At 70.3% G+C, this 19,578-nt stretch carries 15 protein-coding genes; 11 read left to right on the forward strand and 4 right to left on the reverse strand.

The genetic code is table 11. The annotated features are described in order from the left end of the window. Nucleotides 1–31 precede the first annotated feature (31 nt). Nucleotides 32–1,249 carry an aminotransferase-like domain-containing protein gene (locus tag AC0QTQ_RS17335; protein ID WP_480257603.1) on the reverse strand — a complete coding sequence of 406 codons (1,218 nt, stop codon included), beginning with the start codon at nucleotides 1,247–1,249 and terminating at the stop codon, nucleotides 32–34. Nucleotides 1,250–1,595: 346 nt separating this feature from the next. On the opposite strand from AC0QTQ_RS17335, the gene AC0QTQ_RS17340 reads away from it, so the two are divergent. Further along, the gene (locus AC0QTQ_RS17340; RefSeq protein ID WP_480257604.1) at nucleotides 1,596–2,069 is read left to right on the forward strand and encodes a (2Fe-2S)-binding protein; all 474 of its coding nucleotides are present in this window, start codon (nucleotides 1,596–1,598) and stop codon (nucleotides 2,067–2,069) included. After that, on the forward strand, nucleotides 2,066–5,530 hold the full coding sequence (locus tag AC0QTQ_RS17345) for a molybdopterin cofactor-binding domain-containing protein (RefSeq protein WP_480257605.1): 3,465 nt from the start codon (nucleotides 2,066–2,068) through the stop codon (nucleotides 5,528–5,530). The genes AC0QTQ_RS17340 and AC0QTQ_RS17345 overlap by 4 nt, the downstream gene beginning before the upstream one ends. Nucleotides 5,531–5,590: 60 nt before the next feature. Here the strand turns inward: AC0QTQ_RS17345 and AC0QTQ_RS17350 are convergent, their stop codons facing one another. Further along, nucleotides 5,591–7,336, reverse strand: a complete 1,746-nt coding sequence (locus AC0QTQ_RS17350; RefSeq protein WP_480257606.1) for a hydantoinase B/oxoprolinase family protein — start codon at nucleotides 7,334–7,336, stop codon at nucleotides 5,591–5,593. Then, entirely contained in the window at nucleotides 7,333–9,396 is a 2,064-nt protein-coding gene (locus AC0QTQ_RS17355; protein ID WP_480257607.1) for a hydantoinase/oxoprolinase family protein, read from the reverse strand. Before AC0QTQ_RS17355 ends, AC0QTQ_RS17350 begins: the two co-directional genes overlap by 4 nt. Before the next feature lie 550 nt (nucleotides 9,397–9,946). Between AC0QTQ_RS17355 and AC0QTQ_RS17360 the strand changes: the two genes are divergently transcribed. The 9 genes from AC0QTQ_RS17360 (at nucleotide 9,947) to AC0QTQ_RS17400 (ending at nucleotide 18,585) form a co-directional block, all read left to right on the forward strand. Then, nucleotides 9,947–11,398, forward strand: a complete 1,452-nt coding sequence (locus AC0QTQ_RS17360; protein ID WP_480259247.1) for a 6-hydroxynicotinate reductase — start codon at nucleotides 9,947–9,949, stop codon at nucleotides 11,396–11,398. Then, complete coding sequence (locus tag AC0QTQ_RS17365; RefSeq protein WP_480257608.1) at nucleotides 11,395–12,252, forward strand: UPF0280 family protein; 858 nt, start codon at nucleotides 11,395–11,397, stop codon at nucleotides 12,250–12,252. The genes AC0QTQ_RS17360 and AC0QTQ_RS17365 overlap by 4 nt, the downstream gene beginning before the upstream one ends. Further along, nucleotides 12,245–12,829, forward strand: coding sequence for an amino acid synthesis family protein (locus AC0QTQ_RS17370; RefSeq protein ID WP_121534816.1), 585 nt, complete (start codon nucleotides 12,245–12,247; stop codon nucleotides 12,827–12,829). Before AC0QTQ_RS17365 ends, AC0QTQ_RS17370 begins: the two co-directional genes overlap by 8 nt. Continuing rightward, the gene (locus AC0QTQ_RS17375; protein WP_480257609.1) at nucleotides 12,829–13,413 is read left to right on the forward strand and encodes an amino acid synthesis family protein; all 585 of its coding nucleotides are present in this window, start codon (nucleotides 12,829–12,831) and stop codon (nucleotides 13,411–13,413) included. Before AC0QTQ_RS17370 ends, AC0QTQ_RS17375 begins: the two co-directional genes overlap by 1 nt. Before the next feature lie 105 nt (nucleotides 13,414–13,518). Next, nucleotides 13,519–14,721, forward strand: coding sequence for an ABC transporter substrate-binding protein (locus AC0QTQ_RS17380; protein ID WP_480257610.1), 1,203 nt, complete (start codon nucleotides 13,519–13,521; stop codon nucleotides 14,719–14,721). A 63-nt stretch (nucleotides 14,722–14,784) separates the two neighbouring features. Beyond that, nucleotides 14,785–16,656: an ABC transporter permease gene (locus AC0QTQ_RS17385; RefSeq protein ID WP_480257611.1), complete on the forward strand. Its 1,872-nt coding sequence runs from the start codon at nucleotides 14,785–14,787 to the stop codon at nucleotides 16,654–16,656. Nucleotide 16,657: 1 nt separating this feature from the next. Further along, a complete protein-coding gene (locus AC0QTQ_RS17390) occupies nucleotides 16,658–17,428 on the forward strand; it encodes an ABC transporter ATP-binding protein (RefSeq protein ID WP_480257612.1) in 771 nt (256 codons plus the stop codon). Continuing rightward, nucleotides 17,421–18,122 (forward strand): ABC transporter ATP-binding protein, encoded by a 702-nt coding sequence (locus AC0QTQ_RS17395; RefSeq protein WP_480257613.1) that lies wholly within the window; start codon nucleotides 17,421–17,423, stop codon nucleotides 18,120–18,122. Before AC0QTQ_RS17390 ends, AC0QTQ_RS17395 begins: the two co-directional genes overlap by 8 nt. A gap of 22 nt (nucleotides 18,123–18,144) precedes the next feature. Next, nucleotides 18,145–18,585, forward strand: coding sequence for a MarR family winged helix-turn-helix transcriptional regulator (locus AC0QTQ_RS17400; protein ID WP_121534810.1), 441 nt, complete (start codon nucleotides 18,145–18,147; stop codon nucleotides 18,583–18,585). 4 nt (nucleotides 18,586–18,589) lie between these two features. Here AC0QTQ_RS17400 and AC0QTQ_RS17405 read toward each other — a convergent pair whose 3' ends face one another. Then, nucleotides 18,590–19,573, reverse strand: coding sequence for an asparaginase (locus AC0QTQ_RS17405; protein WP_480257614.1), 984 nt, complete (start codon nucleotides 19,571–19,573; stop codon nucleotides 18,590–18,592). Nucleotides 19,574–19,578: the final 5 nt, after the last annotated feature.

Raw genomic sequence — 19,578 nt, forward strand, 5'->3', positions numbered from 1 at the left:
AGGCCAGCCTTTGCCGCACGCAAGGGGCCGTTCAGCGGATGCCGGCGGCGTCCATCACCCGCGCAAGGCGCTGGATGCCCGCGTCGATCGCCGCCTCGTCCGACATCGAGAAATTCAGCCGCAGCGTGTTGCGGTTCGAGCCGTCGGCGAAGAAGGCGTTGCCGGGCACGAAGGCGACCTTCTCGGTGGCCAGCGCGCGTTCCAGCAGCTTGGCGCCGTCCTCGCCCTCGGGCAGGTGCATCCAGACGAACATGCCGCCCTCGGGCCGGGTCCAGCTCACGCCTTTCGGCATGTGCCGCTCGAGCGAGGCGAGCATCGCCTGCAGCCGCGCGCCATAGACCTTGCGCAGCATCGCCACGTGCTCGTCGAAGAGCTCCTCGGCGACCTCGGCGGTGACCACCTGGTTCAGCGTCGCGGTCTGCAGGTCGGCCGCCTGCTTCATCAGCACCATCTGGCCGATGACCGGCTTTGCCGCCACCACCCAGCCCACGCGCAGACCGGGCGCCAGCGTCTTCGAGAACGAGCCGCAATAGATCGTCCGGCAGGCCTCGAGATCGCCCTTGCGCGCGATCTCGATCGCCAGCAGCGGCGGATAGGCGGTGCCCGAATAGCGCAGCGCCTGATAGGCCGCGTCCTCAATCACCGCGATGTCGAGCGTTTCCGCCATGTCGAGCACCGCCTCGCGCTCGGCCAGATCCAGCGTGACGCCGGTCGGGTTGGCGAAATCGGCCGAGAGATAGGCGAATTTCACCCGCCCGCCCGCGGCTTCGGCATCGGCCGCGATCTCGGCCGGGCCGCGGTTCGCCGCCGGGTCGAGACGGTCATAGCGCGGCTGATAGGCGTTGAAGGCGCCAAGCGCGCCCAGATAGGTCGGCCAGCCGACAAGCGCGGTGTCGTTCGGGTCGACGAACAGCTTGCCGAGGTAATCAAGCGCCTGCTGCGAACCCGCGGTGATCAGCACGTTCTCGGGCGTGCAGGCGATGCCCAGCGTCGCCATGTAGCCGACGATCCAGCGGCGCAGCGGCAGATAGCCCTCGGAGGGCGCATATTGCAGCGTGGTGCCCGCCGCCTCGGCCGAGACGGCACGGGCCATGGCGCGCTCGAACGCCTCGCGCGGGAACAGCGCCGGGTCGGGGATGCCGCCGGCGAAGGAAATGATCTCGGGCTGGTCCAGAAGCTTGAGCAGCTCGCGGATCTCCGAAGCCTTCATTCCTTCGGTCCGCGTGGCAAAAAGATTCGTCAAGGACATGCTTTCCCCCAGATCATCAAGTGGGCTCTCGTCCACCCGGCCGCGGAACAAGTCAATATGGCTGACATGAAATGTGATCAATCCCGCCATGCACGGAGCGCGGATTTTCCACCCCGCCGGCGCAAGGGCCTGCCTCGCCCCTCCCCCTTTCGCGACTGCCCGCATTTTCCGCACGATTGCCCGCGGCATCGGCCGCGCGCCCGCCGCGGCCTCCCCCGCGCACGGCTTTTCTTGACGGCCGGGGGGCTGGCCCGGTTTATTTGTATGCAAACGGTTTCGAGACACGGAACCCGCCGTCGCACGGGCCCCGGACCCGGCCACGGCGCGCACAACAGGGAGCCCGGGAATGACCATCCGCCTTGCCGTCAACGGGCAGGACCATGCCTTCGATCTGCCGCCGCAGACCTCGCTGCTCGAGGTGCTGCGCAATGACCTCGGCCTGAACGGGCCGAAATACGGCTGCGGCTATGGCGAATGCGGCGCCTGCTCCGTTCTGGTGGACGGGCAGGCGGCGCGGGCCTGCGTGATGACGCTGGGCGCGGTGGCGGGGCAGCAGGTGACGACGCTCGAAGGCCTTGGCACGCCCGAGGCGCCGCATCCGGTGCAGCGCGCCTTCATCGAGGAAGAGGGCGCGCAATGCGGCTATTGCCTGAACGGCATGATCGTGACGGTGACGGCGCTGCTGCGCGACACGCCCGCGCCTGACCGCGCCACCCTCGCCCGCGCGCTGCGCCACAACCTGTGCCGCTGCGGCACGCATCTCGAGATCCTGCGCGCTGCCGAACGGGCGGTCACGCTGATGGCCGAGGCGCGGAAATGACCGCGCTGACAATCTGGCGCACGGGCAAGGCCGGGCCCGAGACCCTGCTGGAAATCGATACCGCGGGCACCGTCACCGGCTTCAACGGCCATGTCGATCTTGGCACCGGCATCCGCACCGCGCTTGGCCAGATCGTCGCCGAAGAGCTCGACCTGCCGCCCGCACGCGTGCGCATGGTGCTGGGCGACACCGCGCGCACCCCCGATCAGGGGCCGACCATCGCCTCGGAGACGATCCAGTTCGCCGCGGTGCCGCTGCGCGCGGCGGCGGCCCAGGCCCGCGCGATCCTGCTGGGCCTTGCCGCCACCCGCTTCGGCTGCCCACCCGAGGCGCTGACGCTCCGCGAGGGCGTGGTCACCGGCGGGGCCGGCACCGCCGATTTCGCCGCGGTGCTGGCGAACCAGTCGATCCGCGCCGAGCTTGACCCCGCCGCCCGGGTCAAGACGCCGGCCGAATATCGCACCGTCGGCCGGTCGAGCCCGCGCGTCGACCTGCCCGGCAAGGCCACCGGCACCTGGACCTATGTCCATGACGTGCGCCTGCCCGGGATGCTGCATGGCCATGTGCTTCGCCCGCCCTATGCCGGGCGCGACAGCGGCCCCTTCATCGGCCACAGCCTGCTTGCGGTCGACGAGACCTCGGTCGCGCATCTGCCGGGCCTTGTCGCCATCGTCCGGATCCGCGACTTCCTCGCCGTGGTGGCCGAGCGCGAGGGCCAGGCCCGCACCATCGCCGAGGCGCTGAAGGTCCGCTGGGCGCTGCCGCCCGAGCTGCCGGACCTGAGCGACATCGCCGGCACCCTGCGCGACCTGCCGGCGACGAAGCGGATGCTGACCGATAGCGGCGATGTCGAGGCGGCACTTTCCCGCGCCAAGGTGCAGCTTGCCCGCAGCTACAGCTGGCCCTGGCAGATGCACGGCTCGATCGGTCCCTCCTGCGCGGTGGCGCGGTTCGAGGGCGGGCGGCTCGAGATCTGGTCGGGCACGCAGAACCCGCACATGCTGCGCGGCGACATCGCCCGGCTGATGGAAATGCCCGAAGAGGCGATCGACATCCACCGCCACGAGGCCGCGGGCTGCTATGGCCGCAACTGCGCCGACGACGTCTGCGGCGATGCGGCGCTTCTGGCCCGTGCCGTCGGGCGGCCGGTGCGGGTGCAGCTGACGCGCGAACAGGAACATCTGTGGGAGCCGAAGGGCGCGGCGCAGCTGATGGATGTGCGCGGCGGGCTCGGCGAAGACGGCCGCTTCGATGCCTATGATTTCGAGACCCGCTATCCCTCGAACCGCGGGCCGAACCTGGCGCTCTTGCTGACCGGGGCGATCGACCCTTCGCCGCAGCCCTCGGACATGGGCGACCGCACCGCAATCCCGCCCTACCGCATCGAGAACCTGCGCGTCGCGGTGCATGACATGGCGCCGATCGTGCGCGCCTCGTGGTTTCGCGGCGTCTCGGCCCTGCCCAACACCTTCGCGCATGAAAGCTTCATCGACGAGCTGGCGGCCGAGGCGGGCGAGGACCCGGTCGCCTTCCGGCTGCGCCATATCGACGATGCCCGCACCGCCGAGCTGATCCGCCGCACCGCCGAGGAAGGCGGCTGGCAGCCCCGCTCCGGCCCCCGGCGGCATGGCGAGGGCGAGTTCGCCTTCGGTCAGGGCTTTGCCTACGCGACCTATGTGCACGGCACCTTCCCGGGCGTCGCCGCAGCGCAGGCCGCCTGGATGGCCGAGGTGGCGGTGAACCGGCGCACCGGCGAGGTCAGCCTGACGAAGGTGCTGGTCGGGCAGGATTCGGGGCTGATGATCAACCCCGACGGCGTGCGCCACCAGCTGCACGGCAATGTCGTGCAATCGCTCAGCCGCACCCTGACCGAGGCCGTCACCTTCGACGCGATCTCGGTCGCCGACAAGGACTGGGGCGCCTATCCGCTCGCCCGCTTCGAGGATCTGCCCGAGGTCCGTTCGGTGCTGATCGAGCGCCCCGAGGCGCCGCCCTTGGGTGTCGGCGAAAGCGCCTCGGTGCCCTCGGCCGCGGCGATCGCCAACGCGATCTTCGACGCGACCGGGGTGCGGATGCGCGAGTTGCCCTTCACCCCCGAGCGGGTGCGCGCAGCCCTTGCCGGCGCACCGATGCCGCGCGCACTCGCCGCCCCGCCGCCACGGCGGCGCCGCTTTGCGCGGATGGCGGCGACGCTTGCGGCGGGGATTGCCGGCGGGCTGATGGCCGGCGCCGTCGCCTTCCCCGCCTTCCGCGCCGAGATCCCGCGCAGCGCGCCCCCCGCCGCCGGGCTGTGGTCGGCCGAGACCCTCGCGCGTGGCCGGCAGGTCTTCGCCGCGGGCGATTGCGCCGCCTGCCACAGTGCCGAGGGCGGCGTGCCGCTGACCGGCGGCCGCGCGATCGAGACACCCTTCGGCACCGTGCATTCGACCAACCTGACCCCCGACCCGGAGACGGGGCTCGGCGCCTGGTCCTACCCCGCCTTCGCGCGGGCGATGCGCGAGGGGATCTCGCGCGATGGCCATCACCTCTATCCGGCTTTCCCCTACACCGCCTTCGCCCGGATCACCGAGGACGACATGCAGGCGCTTTACGCCTATATCCAGTCGCTGCCGCCGGTGCGCGCCGAGGTGCCGCCAAGCCGGATGATCGCGCCGGTGAACCTGCGCGGCACGATGGCGGCGTGGAACGCGCTGTTCCACAGCGCCACGCCCTTCGCCCCCGACCCGGCGCAAGGCGCGGCCTGGAACCGCGGCGCCTACCTGGTCGAGGGGGCGGGGCATTGCGCCTCGTGCCACAGCCCGCGCAACGCGCTTGGGGCCGAGCGGACGGGGGCCGCGCATCTGGCGGGCGGCACGGTGGGCGGCTGGACGGCGCCGGCGCTGAACGGCACCGGGCCGGGCCCCCTCGCCTGGACCGAGGCGGATCTTTACGATTACCTGCGCGATGGCCGCTCGGCGCGTCATGGCGCGGCGGCGGGGCCAATGGCGCCGGTGATCGCGGCGCTCGCCGAACTCCCCGACAGCGACATCCGCGCGATGGCGACCTATCTCGCGAGTCTCGCCCCCGCCCCCGCGACACCAGACCCCGCGGCCGAGACGCTGGCGGCCACGGCGCAACAGGCGCTTGAAACCTCTGCGGATCCGGCCGCGCGGCTGTTCACCGCCGCCTGCGGCTCGTGCCACATGCCCGGGCCGCTGCGCCTCGCCTCGGCCGCCACGGTGCCGCTTGCCTTTTCAAGCACGGTCCATGCCGAGCGCCCCGACGGGCTCATTCACGCGATCCTCGAGGGCGTGCCCGCCACACCGGGCGGCGGTGCGTCGATGCCGGGCTTTGCCCCGGCGCTGAGCGATGCCCGCATCGCCGAGATTGCGGGCTTCCTGCGCCGCACCCTCGCGCCCGGGAAAGCGGAGTGGACCGGGCTGACCGAGACCGTCGCGCGCGCCCGCGCCACCCGGCACTGACGCGAAAGGGGGCCCGCGACGGCCCCCTTCCCTGTCGTGAGTGGTCTTCTTCGGAACCCGTCAGAACCGGCGCGCGGCCCGCAGGGCCTCGGTCGCCACGATATCGGGCACGCAGCCCACACCGAGCGCCACGCCGAACAGCGCCCGCGCCTCCTCGGCCGAATAGCGGCCAAGGCGCACATCCTCGGCCACCAGCTCGGGCGGGCGGGTGAACGGGTCGCCATAGCCGCCGCCGCCGGGCGTGCCGACCCGCACCCGGTCGCCCGCGCTCAGCGGGATGTCCTGCGCCTTCGACAGATGCTCGGGGGTGAAGCTTTCGCCGCCGCGGGTGACGGTGACGTGGTTCACCATGCCGTCGCGCCCGCCAAGCGCGCCCTGTGGCCCGAAGCGGCCGTGGTCCATCACGAAGCTCGCCCGTGCCGTGCCCTTGCGCAGCTCGACCTCGTAATCGAGGCCGAAGCCGCCGCGGTGCCGCCCCGCGCCGCCCGAGCCCTCGCGCAGGGCATAGCGGTGATAAAGCACCGGATAGGCCTGTTCCATGATCTCGACCGGCGGCGCCTTCGAGATGCCGATGGTCGAGCAGCCGTTCGAGATGCCGTCGCCCCCCGACCAGCCGCCATAGCCGCCGCCCGAGATCTGATACATGACGAAGTTGCGCCCCTCTTCCGGCACCGAGCCGCCAAGGGCGAAGTTGCCCGAGGAGCCCGCGGGCGAGGCAGTGACCCGCTCGGGCAGCGCCTCGACGAGGGCGGCGAAGACCGCCTCGGCGATGCGCTGGCTGACCTCGGCCGCGCAGCCCGAGACCGGGCGGGGGTATTGCGCGTCAAGGAAGGTGCCGGTGGGGCGGATGATCTCGAGCGGCTCGAAGGCACCGGCGGAAATCGGCACGTCAGGGAAGATGTGCCGCATCGCGAGATAGACCGAGGAGAGAGTCGTCGCCAGAACCGAGTTCATCGGCCCCGCGCAGGGCGCCGAGGAGCCGGCGAAGTCGAAGATCAGCTTCTCGCCCGTCGCGGTGATCGTCAGGCGGATCTCGAGCGGCTCGTTCACCACGCCGTCGCTGTCGACATAGGCGGTCGCGGCATAGGTGCCGGGCGCGATCTCGCGGATGCCGGCGCGCATCTGCTCGGCCGCGCGCACCCGCAGCTCGGCGATGGCGGCGCGCACGGTGTCGTCGCCATAGCGGTCAAGGAGCCGCGTGAGCCGGCTCTCGCCCACATAAAGCGCCGCGGCCTGCGCCTTGACGTCGCCGATGCGCTGATCGGCCACCCGGATGTTCGAGCAGATGATGCCGTAGATCTCGGGATCGAGCTTGCCTTCCTTGAACAGCCGAACGGGAGGCAACCGCAGCCCCTCCTGCTCGACCGCGGTGGCCGAGGCCGAGAACCCGCCCGGCACCGCACCGCCGGTATCGGGCCAGTGCCCGGTGTTGCTGAGCCAGCAGAAGATCTTGCCATCGCGCCACACCGGCATGGCAAAGCGCACATCCATCAGGTGGGTGCCGCCCAGATAGGGATCGTTGACGATATAGATGTCACCGGGTTTCGGCGCGATGGCGCGACCGTCGGCGATCCATTCGATCAGCGTCCGGGTCGAGTATTGCATCGTGCCGACGAAGACCGGCAGCCCCTGCGAGCCCTGCGCGATCAGGCTGCCGTCCTCGGCCGAATAGATGCCGTCGGAGCGGTCGTTCGCCTCGGCGATCACCGGCGAGAAGGCCGCGCGCGAAAAGCTCAGATCCATTTCGTCGCAGACCTGCTGCAGACCGGACTGGATGACCGACAGGGTGATCGGATCGAGGGTCATGCCGCACCTTTCAGGGTGATGAGGATGTTGCCGTCATGGTCCTGCGCAGCGCTGTCGCCGGGTTCGAGGACGATGGTCGTGTCCATCTGCTCGATGATCGCGGGGCCGGCGACCACCGCCGTCGCCGGCAGGTGGTCGCGCCAGTAGACCGGGGTCTCGACCCAGCCGTCGAACCACACCGGGCGGCTGCCGGTCTGCGCCTCGGCCAGCGTCGCGCGGCGCCCGGCGGCATCGATCAGCAAGCCGAGGTCGATCTCGGAGCGGCGCCCGATGACCGAGGTGTTGACGTTGACGAGCGCCGGCCGGATCTCGGGCAGCTCGACCTGGAAGCGGCGGAAATAGGCCGCCTCGAAGAGCGCGCGCAGCTCCTCGCGCGTGGGCGTCGGGCCCGGCAGCGGCACCCGCAGCAGGTGGGTCTGGCCGATGAACTGCATGTCGACCGAGGGGATCACCCGGATCTCCTCGACCTCGACCGCCTCGGCCGCGATCGCCGCGGTGCCGGTCTCGATCTGCCGGGCAAAGACCGCGTGCAGCGCCTCGATGTCGACCAGATCAAGCGGCTTGTTCACCGTGTTCACGAAGTCATGGCGCAGGTCGGCCACGACGCAGCCGAGCGCATTGGTGATGCCCGGCCGCGCCGGCACCAGCACCCGCGGCACGCCGAGTTCGCGCGCGATGGCGCTGGCATGCAGCGGCCCGGCACCGCCGAAGGCGAAGAGCGCGAAATCGCGCGGGTCTTCGCCGAGGCTGATCGAGACCATGCGCACCGCATCGGCCATCTTCGCCGTGGCGATCCGCAGCACCGCCGCCGCCGCATCCTCGGCGCTGACACCCAGCGGAACCCCCAGATCGGCGGCAAAGATCGTGCGGATCGTGTCGAGCGAGACCTGCGAGGAGGCCGCGTTCAGCTTTTCGGGGTTCATCCGGCCCAGCAGCAGGTTCGCGTCCGAGATCGTCGGCCGCGTGCCGCCGCGGCCATAGCAGATCGGCCCGGGGGTCGAGCCAGCCGACTCGGGCCCCACCTGCAACAGCCCCGCCGCGTTCACCCGCGCGATCGAGCCGCCGCCGGCGCCGACCGTGCGCACGTCGACCATCGGCACATGGATCGGCATCGCATATTCGATCTCGATCTCGTGGCTCACCGCGGGTTCGGCGCCGCGGATCAGCGCGACATCGGTCGAGGTGCCGCCCATGTCATAGGTCAGCAGGTCGGGGATGCCGGCACGCCGCCCGGTATAGGCCGCCGCCATCACCCCCGAGGCCGGCCCCGACATCACCGTCTTCGCCGCCTCCTTCGCCACGATCCGCGCCGAGACCATGCCGCCGTTGCCGTTCATCACCAGGAGCTCGTGCCGATAGCCGCGCGCCACCAGCCTGTCGGCCAGCCGCTCGACATAGCGGCGCAGCAGCGGCTGCACCGAGGCATTGACCGCCGCGGTCACGCCGCGCTCGAACTCGCGGCTTTCCGACAGCAGCGCATGGCCGAGCGTGATGTTCTCGTTCGGCCAGAGCTCGGCCGCGATCTCGCCTGCCCGCAGCTCGTGCGCGGGGTTCGCGTAGGCATGGAGGAAATGGATCACCAGCGCCTCGCAGCCCTCGGCCTTCAGCCGCGCGATCGCGTCGCGCAGCGCCGGCTCGTCGAGCGCCACCAGCTCGGCGCCCGAGGCATCCATCCGCTCGGGGATCTCGAGCCGCAGGTCGCGCGGGATCAGCGGCCGGAAGCTGCCCTTCAGCCCATAGGCCTGCGGCCGGGTGCGGCGGCCAAGCTCCAGCACGTCGCGAAAGCCCATCGTGGTGATCAGCCCGGTCTTGCACAGGGCGCGCTCCAGCACCGCGTTGGTGGTGGTGGTGGTGCCATGCACGATCAGGTCGAGCGCCGCGATCTCGGCCCCCGCGGCATCGAGCGCACCGACGACGCCGGTCGACTGGTTGTCGAGCGTGGTCGGCACCTTGGCAAGCCGCACCGCCCCCGCCCGGCTGTCATAGAGCACGAGATCGGTGAAGGTGCCGCCGACGTCGATGCCGGCGACGATGCCGGAACTGGCTGCAGTCTCTGTCATGGGTCTTCGTCCTGAACCGCTGTCGGAGGGCCCGGCGCAGGGCCGGCCCGATCAGGCTAGGAACCGCGCCGGCCGGCTGTCAATCGCGTGACGGGGTCGGCGGAACGGAAAGTCCTGCGTGAAAGATTTCATTCGTATGCGAACGATAATTTGCATGCAAATTCGGCATCTGGCGCCACAAAATCAGGCAGTGCACGGAACAGGTCCGGGCCCGCCCCCGGCTTGCGAACCGCCTCCGCTGCCGCTTCGCCGCCCCTTTCCGTTGGGGTATTCCTTCCAGATTTCATTGAAACTTGCAGGAAAAGCAGCAGGCGCCGGCGAAACTGCCGGGTTTCCGGGCAAATGCCCCATTTACCCCCATCGGGTGCCCGGAGCGCCGACCAGAAGGACAGAAACTGTTGACGCAGAGCGCGACTCGTGTCCGCTTGTATGCAAACGATTTGTGCATCCGCTTGCCCGGATGCCCGAGAGGTGTCCCGTGACCCAGACCGAGAGCGCCGAAACGCCCCGCGATGCCGCCGCGAAGATCCGCTGCGATGCCTGCCCGGTGATGTGCTACATCGCCGAGGGCCGCGCCGGCGCCTGTGACCGCTATGCCAACGAGAGCGGGCAGCTGGTCCGCCTCGACCCGCTCACCATTCTCGAGAACCGCGCCCGCGCCGGCAGCGAAGAGCGCCTCGTGCCCTTCCTCGAGCGCGACTGGGACGGCGACGTGATCGGCGGCGGCCAGCAATTCGTCACCGCGATCGGCGCCGGCACCACCTATCCCGACTACAAGCCCGCGCCCTTCATCGTCGCCTCGGAGTATGAGGGGGCGGACATGGTGACGGTGGTGACCGAGGGGATCTTTTCCTATTGCGGCGCCAAGGTGAAGATCGACACCGACCGGCATCTGGGCAGCGAATGCGCCGCGGTGCGTGCCGAGGGCGAGGTGATCGGCCATGTCACCACCTCGGAATACGGCAGCCAGATGCTCAGCCTCGGCGGGGTGAACCACCTCACCGGCGGCTCGAAGAAGGAGGGCCGGGTCACCTGCGCGACGCTGCTGGCGCTGTGCAACGGCGAGGCGGTCGATCTGACGATCGACAATGGCGCCGAGCTGACGGTGCAGGCGGGCCACGCGCCGGTGGTGAACGGGCAGACCGAGGAGCGGATGCGCGTCGGCTGCGGCTCGGCCACGGTCGGCATGTTCGCGGCACAGTGGCAGGGGCTGGTCGACGAGGTGGTGGTGGTCGATGACCACATCACCGGGGTGATGAGCGAGCATCAGGCCGGCAAGGTGATCGGCTGGGAGCCCACCGGGATCAAGCTGCTCGGCCGCCGCTCGACGCCCGGGCGCTATTTCCAGGTGGCCGAGCCCGGCACCGGCTGGGGCGGCACCGACCTGACCGACCCGCTTGCCATCCTCGGGCCGTGGAACCCGAAGGTGGCGCGGCCGGGGCTGTCGCTGCTGATGGTCTCGACCACCGGCGAGCATGCCGCCTATTACGAACTCGACGAAGACCTGCGCCCGGTCGAGACGGAGATCCCCGCGCGGCTTCTGCCCTCGACCCGCCGCATCGCCGAGAATTGCGAACCCGCCCGCGCCTCGGTGCTGTTCATGGCCGGCGCCGGCGGCAGCCTGCGCGCCGGGGTCACGCAAAACCCGGTCGGGCTCACCCGCTCGGTGCAGGCGGCGCTGACCCGGGTGACGGTGGGCGGCGCGCCCGCCTATATCTGGCCGGGCGGCGGCATCACCTTCATGGCCGACGTGACGCAGATGCCGAAGAACGCCTTCGGCTATGTGCCGACCCCCGCCCTTGTCGCGCCGATCGAATTCACCCTGCGCCGCGACGATTACGCCGCGCTTGGCGGGCACATGGATCATGTCGTGCCGCTGAGCGAGGCGCTGAAGGGCGTGCCGGGGCGGCAAAGCGACCATATCCTCTCGGGCCGCCGCGTGGCGGGAACGGCCGCGGGCGCGCCCTGGCCGGTCACGCCGCTCGGCAAGGACGCACGATGAGGGATCTCGCCGACAGCCTCGACGTCATGGTCTCGGCCGACGGGCGCCGGCTGCGACTGGTGCATGGCCCCTCGGACGTAATCGTCACCGCCGAGGGTGAAGCACCGGCGCGGATGGCGGCCTTCGCGCGGATCCGTGCCACCTTTGCACCGCTGCTGGCCGAGCTTGCCGCCGAGCTGCCGCGGCTGCGCGCGCCCGAAGGGGCGATGCCCGCGGGCGCCGCGGCGCGGCGAATGGTGGCGGCCATTGCCCCCTTCGCGGGCGTCTTCGTCACCCCGATGGCGGCCGTCGCCGGCGCGACCGCCGACCACCTGCTGGCGGCGGCCCTGCAGCCCGGCCACGGCCTCACCCGGCTCTCGGTCAACAACGGCGGCGATATCGCGCTGTGGCAGGGCGCGGGCGCCGTGCGCATCGCGATCTGCGACGACCCGCAGACCGGGCGCGCCGGCGGCCGGATCGAGCTGCCGGCCGAGGCCGGCATCGGCGGCATCGCCACCTCGGGCTGGCGCGGACGCTCCTTCTCGCGCGGCATCGCCGATGCGGTGACCGTGCTGGCCGCCGACGCCGCCAGTGCCGATGTCGCGGCGACGCTGATCGCCAATGCCGTCGACCTGCCCGGCCATGGCGCCATCACCCGCGCCCCGGCCCGCACGCTGTTTCCCGACAGCGACCTTGGCGCGATCCCGGTCACCACCGATGTCGGCGCGCTGAGTGCGGCCGAGTGCGAGATGGCCCTCGACAGCGGCTGCGCCTGCGCCGAAACCTTTCGCGCGCGCGGTCTGATCCGCGCCGCCTATCTCTCGCTCGGCGAGCATCGCCGCACCCTTGCCGGAAAGGAGCTTTCCCGTGCCTGAACCCGAGATCCGCAAAACCGCGCTCCAGATCGAGACGATCTGGCACGAGGGCGGCCCGGCGGCCGAGGTGCCGCTGAAGAAGGGCGCCGCGCTCGTCGTCATCAAGAACCCCTTCGCCGGCGCCTATCACGCCGAGATCGCGGGCTTCATGGACGATCTGAAGCCACTTGGCCTGCGCATGGCGCGCGAGCTGATCGACGCGCTCGGTGGCGATCCGGCGGCGATCGAGGGCTATGGCAAGGGCGCCATCGTCGGTGCCGCGGGCGAGATCGAGCATGGCGCGCTGTGGCATGTGCCGGGCGGCTATGCGATGCGCGAGCTGCTGCCGGCCTCGGCTGCGATCGTGCCCTCGACGAAGAAGCTCGGCGGGCCGGGCACGCGGCTTGACGTGCCGATCACCCATTCGAACGCCTCCTATGTGCGCAGCCATTTCGACGCGATGGAGGTGGGGCTGGCCGATGCGCCGAAGGCCGACGAGCTGCTTCTGGTGCTGGTGATGACCACCGGCCCGCGCATCCACGCCCGCGTCGGCGGCCTGAAGGCCGAGGACGTGATCGGCGAAGACGGGCTGCGCTGATGCGGGCCGCGATCCGCAAGCTCGTGACCCTGACCGAGACGGTCGAGCGCGAGATGGGCCGCCCCGTCGCCCCGCCCGCGCGCCGCGCGGCGGCGGCTGCGGTGATCGCGAACCCCTTCGCCGGCCGCTATGCCGAGGACCTCACCGAGCTGATCGAGATCGGCGCCGAGCTGGGCGGGCTGCTCGCCGCCGAGGCCATCGCCGCGCTCGGGGGGGATGCGGCGGCGGTGCAAAGCTATGGCAAGGCGGCGCTGGTCGGCGAGGCGGGCGAGCTCGAACATGCCGCGGCGCTTTTGCACCCGAAGATGGGGGCACCGCTGCGCGCGGCGCTTGGCGGCGGCGCGGCGCTGGTGCCGTCCTCGAAGAAGATGGGCGGCATCGGGCAGGTCCTGGACATCCCGCTTGGCCACAAGGACGCGGCCTATGTCCGCAGCCATTTCGACGGCATGGAGATCCGCATCGCCGACGCGCCCCTCCCGGGCGAGATCGTCGTCGCCATCGCGCTTGCCACCGGCGGGCGGCCGCTCGCCCGCGTCGGCGGGCTGAGCCATGCCGAGGCCGAGGGGAAGGACGGCCTGCGCTGAGAGCTTTGCCGGGGACATCCCCGGCCGAGGAATGCTAACGATGACCGGGGCAAACCCGGCACATGGCAACCGGGGCCCCGCCCCGCCAACAGGAGAGACGACCACATGAACATCCTACGCAGCCTGCTCGCCGCTGCCACGGCGGTCACCGTGCTCTCGGCCCCGGCCTTCGCCGAGGACCCGATCAAGATCGGTGACATCAACCATTACAAGCGCATGGCCGCCTTCGCCGAACCCTATCGCAAGGGCATCGAGCTGGCGGTCTCCGAGGTCAACGCCGGGGGCGGCGTGCTTGGCCGGCCGCTCGAATTCGTCTTCCGCGACGATCAGGGCGACCCCGGCGAGGCGGTGAAGATCGCCGAGGATCTGATGACCCGCGAGGGCACGGTGATGTTCACCGGCGCGATCCTGTCGAACGTCGGCATCGCGCTGTCGTCCTTCGCCAAGGAGAAGAACTATCTCTATCTCGCCGGCGAGCCGCTCGCCGATACGCTGGTGTGGAAGTCGGGCAACCCGAACACCTTCCGGCTGCGGGTCTCGACCTGGGTGCAGGCGGCGATGCTGGCCGAACAGGCGGCGAAGACCGACGCCAAGACCTATGCCACGATCGCACCGAACTATTCTTATGGCACCGAGGCGGTCGACGCGTTCAAGGCGAACCTCAAGCGGCTGAAGCCCGACGTCGAATTCGTCGACGAGCAATGGCCGGCGCTGTTCAAGATCGACGCCGCGGCCGAGGTGCAGGCGATCGAGAAGGCCAAGCCCGACGCGATCTTCAACGTCACCTTCGGCGCCGACCTCGCGAAATTCGTGCGCGAGGGCAGCGACCGCGGCCTGTTCGACGGGCGCGGCGTCTATTCGATGCTGACCGGCGAGCCGGAATATCTCGAACCGCTCGGCGAGGAGGCGCCCGAGGGCTGGTACGTGACCGGCTACCCCTGGTACGACCTGCCCGACGGCCCCGGCAAGGACTTCGTCGCGGCCTATGAGAAGGCCACCGGCGAGACGCCGAAGATGGGCAGCCTTGTCGGCTACACGATGGCGAAATCCGTGGCCGCGGCGATCCAGAAGGCCGGCGCCACCGACACCGCCTCGCTGATCAAGGCCTTCGAGGGGCTCGAGGTGCCGTCGACCCCGGTCGGGCCGCTCGAATACCGCGCGATCGACCATCAGTCGACGCTCGGCGCCTATGTCGGCACGCTCGCCGTCAAGGACGGCAAGGGCGTGATGGTCGACTGGGAATACAAGAACCCCGTGCCCTACATGCCCTCGGATGACGAGATTCGGGCGATGCGCCCGGCGAACTGAGCCGGCCCCCTGCCCGGCCCCTCTTCCCGGGGCCGGGTCCTCCTTCCGACAGAGGATGTCCCGATGGGATTCTTCATCGCGCAGCTCCTGACCGGGCTCGCCAATGCCGCGGCGCTGTTTCTTGTCGCCTCGGGGCTGTCGCTGATCTTCGGCGTGACCCGGATCGTCAACTTCGCCCATGGCTCGTTCTACATGCTCGGCGCCTATGTCGGGATCACGCTGATGGGCGTGCTGCCCGGGGTTCTGGGCCCGCATTTCGGCTTCTGGGGCGCGATCGTGCTCACCGGGCTGATCGTCGGCCTTGCCGGTGCGCTGGTCGAGATCGTCGTGCTGCGGCCGATCTATCGCGCGCCCGAGCTGTTCCAGCTGGTCGCCACCTTCGGCGTGATCCTGGTCATCCAGGACCTCGCGCTGATGGTCTGGGGGGCGGAGGACCAGATGGGCCCGCGCGCGCCCGGCCTGCGCGGCGTGTTCCGCATCCTGGGCGAGCCGATCCCGAAATACGACATCGTGCTGATCTGCATCACCCCGTTCATCCTGCTGGCCCTCTGGGCGCTGATCGCGAAGACGCGGCTTGGCGTGCTGGTCCGCGCCGCGACCCAGGACCGCGAGATGGTGGCAGCGCTTGGCGTCAATCAGCGCTGGCTCTTCACCGGGGTCTTCGCGCTTGGCTCGGCGCTTGCCGGCTGGGGCGGCGCGCTGCAGCTGCCGAAGGGCGGTGCCGACCTCCTGATGGATTTCAACATCATCGGCCCGCTCTTCGTCGTCACCGTGATCGGCGGCATGGGCAGCCTGCCCGGCGCCTTCATCGCTGCGGTGCTGATCTCGGTGCTGAACGTCTTCGGCGTCGCCTACATGCCGCAATCGACGCTGGTGCTGATGTTCGTGGTGATGGCGATCGTGCTGATCGTGCGGCCCTACGGGCTTCTGGGCAAGGAGGAGGTCGCGGGCGAGCATGGCCAGTCCGGCGCCCCCGAGACCCCGATCCGCCCCTTCGGCCGGCGCGGCAAGATCGCCGTGGCGGGGCTCTTGCTGGTGATGGCGCTGCTGCCGCTGGTCACCCAGCCCTTCGCGCTGGTGCTGCTGACCGACATCGTGATCTTCGCGCTCTTCGCCGCCTCGCTGCAGTTCATCCTCGGCACCGGCGGGCTCGTCAGCTTCGGCCACGCGGCCTTCTATGGCGGCGGCGCCTATGCCGCGGCGCTGATGGTGACCTATGCGAAGACCCCGATGGAGATCGCCTTCCTCTTCGCCCCGCTCGGCGCGGGGATGCTGGCGCTTGTCATCGGCTGGTTCTGCATCCGGCTCTCGGGCGTCTATTTCGCCATGCTCACCCTCGCCTTCAGCCAGCTGGTCTGGTCGCTGGTGTTCCAGTGGCGCGCCGTCACCCGTGGCGATGACGGGCTGATCGACATCTGGCCCTCGGCGTGGCTGTCGGGAACCGTGCCCTATTACTACTTCACCCTTGTCGTCGGCGTGCTCGGCATCCTGTTCCTGCGCACGGTGATCCATGCCCCCTTCGGCTATGCGCTGCGCGCCGGCCGTGACAGCGCGCGGCAGGCCGAGGCGATGGGGATCGACGTCAAGCGCGTGCAATACGTGGCCTTCGCGCTTGCCGGTGCGCTGGCGGGGCTCGCAGGCGGGCTTTTCGTCTTCGCCAAGGGCTCGGTCTTCCCGACCGAGCTCGAGATCGGCAAGAGCTTCGACGCGCTCATCGTCGTCTTCCTCGGCGGGGTGAAGACGCTCTCGGGCGGCATCGTCGGCGCCACCTTCATGGCGGCGGTCGAGGACTGGCTGACGCGGCTCCACTACTGGCGGCTGCTGCTCGGCCTGCTCATCATCGCGGTGGTGATCCTCGCCCCCGAGGGCATCGTCGGCTCGGCACGCCGGCTGGGGCTGCGCCTTGGTCTGGTGAAGCACACGGAGGCGGATTGAGATGACCGAGATCCTGAGGGTCGAGAACCTCGCCAAGTCCTATGGCACCTTCGAGGCGGTGAAGGGCATCAGCTTCACCGTCCGCGAGGGCGAGATGAAGGCGCTGATCGGGCCGAATGGCGCGGGCAAGTCGACCTGCTTCAACATGCTGACCGGGCAGATCCGGCCGACGCGCGGCGAGGTCTTCCTGGACGGCGCGCGCATCACCGGCCTGCCACCGCGGGTGATCTGGCGCCGCGGCGTCGGGCGCACCTTCCAGATCACCGGCACCTATCAGTCGATGACGGTGATCGAGAACGTGCAGATGGCGCTGATCAGCCACAACCGGCGGGTGTTCTCGCTCTTCGGCCGGGCCCGCGCACTTTACCGGACCGAGGCGCTGGCGCTGCTCGACCGGGTCGGGATGGCCGATCAGGCCGAGCGGCCCTGCTCGGTGCTGGCCTATGGCGACCTGAAGAAGCTGGAGCTGGCCATTGCCCTTGCGCACCGGCCGCGGCTGCTGCTGATGGACGAACCGACCGCCGGCATGGCGCCCTCGGCCCGCATCGCGCTGATGGCTCTCACCGCCGAGATCGTCGCCGCCGAGGGGTTGAGCGTGCTCTTCACCGAGCATGACATGGACGTGGTCTTTGCCCATGCCCATCACATCATGGTGTTGAACCGCGGCGAGCTGATCGCCGACGGCAATGCCGCCGAGGTGCGCGCCAACCCGCAGGTGCAGGACGTCTATCTGGGCGGCGGGATGCTCTTCAAGGAGATCGACCATGCTTGAGCTGCGCGACGTCAACAGCTTCTACGGCAAGGCGCATATCCTGCAGGACCTGTCCTTCTCGGTCGGCCGCGGCGAGGTGGTGGCGCTTCTGGGCCGCAACGGCGCGGGCAAGAGCACGACGATGAAGTCGATCATCCAGATCGTGCGGCCGCGCTCGGGCAGCGTGACCCTTGCCGGGCGCGAGCTCGTGGGCCAGCCCTCCTACCGGGTGGCGCGGTCGGGCATCGGCTATGTCCCCGAGGACCGGCGCATCTTCACCGCCCTCACCGTGCTCGAGAACCTCGAGGTCGGGCGCCAGCCGCGCCGCGACGGGGCGCCGGTCTGGACGGTGGACGCGCTCTTCGAGCTGTTCCCGAACCTCTACGAGCGCCGCAACCGGCTCGGCAAGGCGATGTCGGGCGGCGAGCAGCAGATGCTGACCATCGCCCGGACGCTGATGGGCAACCCCTCGCTCCTGCTGCTTGACGAGCCCTCCGAAGGCATCGCCCCGGTGATCGTCGAGCAGATGGCCCATGCCATCCTGCGGCTGAAGGCGCAGGGGCTGACGGTGATGATCTCCGAGCAGAACCTGCATTTCGCCCGCGTCGTCGCCGATCGGGCGATCATCATCGAAAGCGGGGCGAAAAAGTTCGACGGCAGCTTCGAGGAGCTTGCAGCCAAGCCCGAGATCCGCGACGCGTATCTGGCGGTGTGAGACCGCCCGAGGAGGAGGACAGATGGAGGACGAGGAGGCCCCCGACGCAGGGCACGGCTATGTGCTCGACGAGCAGGTCGGCTACATGTTGCGCCGCGCCTATCAGCGCAACTCGCTGATCTTTTCCGAACTGGTGCCGGGCGGGCTGACGACGACGCAGTTTTCCGTGCTCTACCGGCTCGGCACGCAGGGGGCGATGTCACAGAACATGCTCGGCCGCTCGGTCGAGATGGACGGGGCGACGACGAAGGGGGTGGTCGACCGGCTGGCGCAGCGCGGGCTGCTGGCGACCGCGCCCGACCCCGCCGACCGGCGCCGGCGCACGGTGTCGCTGACGCCCGAGGGGGCGGCGGTGCTGGCCGGGGCGATCGCCGCGGCGAAGGAGGTGACGCGCACCACCCTTGCGCCGCTGCGTCCGGCCGAGCGCAAGACCTTCCTGCGGCTTCTGGCCCGGCTGATGTGAGGGCTCAGACGACGGCCGCGAAAGCCTCGGCCAGCGCCGCGCCCTGCAGCCCCTGCCCGAGCAGCGCGCTCAGCACCAGCCGCGCCTTGATCGCCGACAGATCGCCCGCCAGCAACGCGCCGCTTTCGACCAGCGTCACCCCGCCGCTGTCCTTGCCATAGATCGCGCGGGTCCGCCCCTCGTGGCAGCGCGAGGCGACGACGACCGGGCAGCCCGCGGCGACCAGCTCGGCGGTGGCCGCGCCGAACCCTTTCGGCGCATTGCCGCGGCCAAAGGCCGACAGCACGATCCCCCGCGCCCCGGCCCCCGCCGCAAGCCGCATCAGCCGCGGCGTGCTGCCAAGGCCAAGCGCGATCAGCTCGACCTCGGGATCGAGGGCCGGCGTGTCGAGCCCCGGGCGCGGATGCGCCGGGCGGGCGTAAAGGTGCACCTCGCCATGGTCGACCTCGCCGAGCTTGCCCTGCCCGACCGAGCGGAAGGTGTCGACGCGCGAGGTATGCGCCTTCGTCACATAGCGCGCGCCATGCAGGTCGCCCTCGAACAGGATCACCGCGCCGATCCCGCGCAGCTGCGCGCAGGCGGCGGCACAGAGCGCGTCATGGATGTTGCGCGGCCCGTCGGTGTCGGGCTGGCCGGCGTGGCGCTGCGCCCCGGTGAAGACCACGGGCTTGTCCGAGCGCACCAGCAGCCAGGCGAGGAAGGCGCTTTCCTCCATCGTGTCGGTGCCATGGGTGACGACGACGCCATCGACATCGTCGCGCGCCAGAACCGCGTCGATGTGCCGGCACAGCCGGTGGAGCGTGGCGAGATCGAGCGCATAGCTGCCCGCCGCCTCGAAATTCTCGACGCTGACGGTGATGCCCGCGAGCGGCTCGTGCAGGCTGGCCAGCAGGGTCTCGCCGCTCAGTCCGGCATTGACCGCGCCGGCGGCGGTGTCGGCGGACGAGGCGATGGTGCCGCCGGTGGCGATCAGGGTGACGTGTTTCATCGGGA

Source organism: Paenirhodobacter sp. YD-8 (assembly GCF_056590935.1).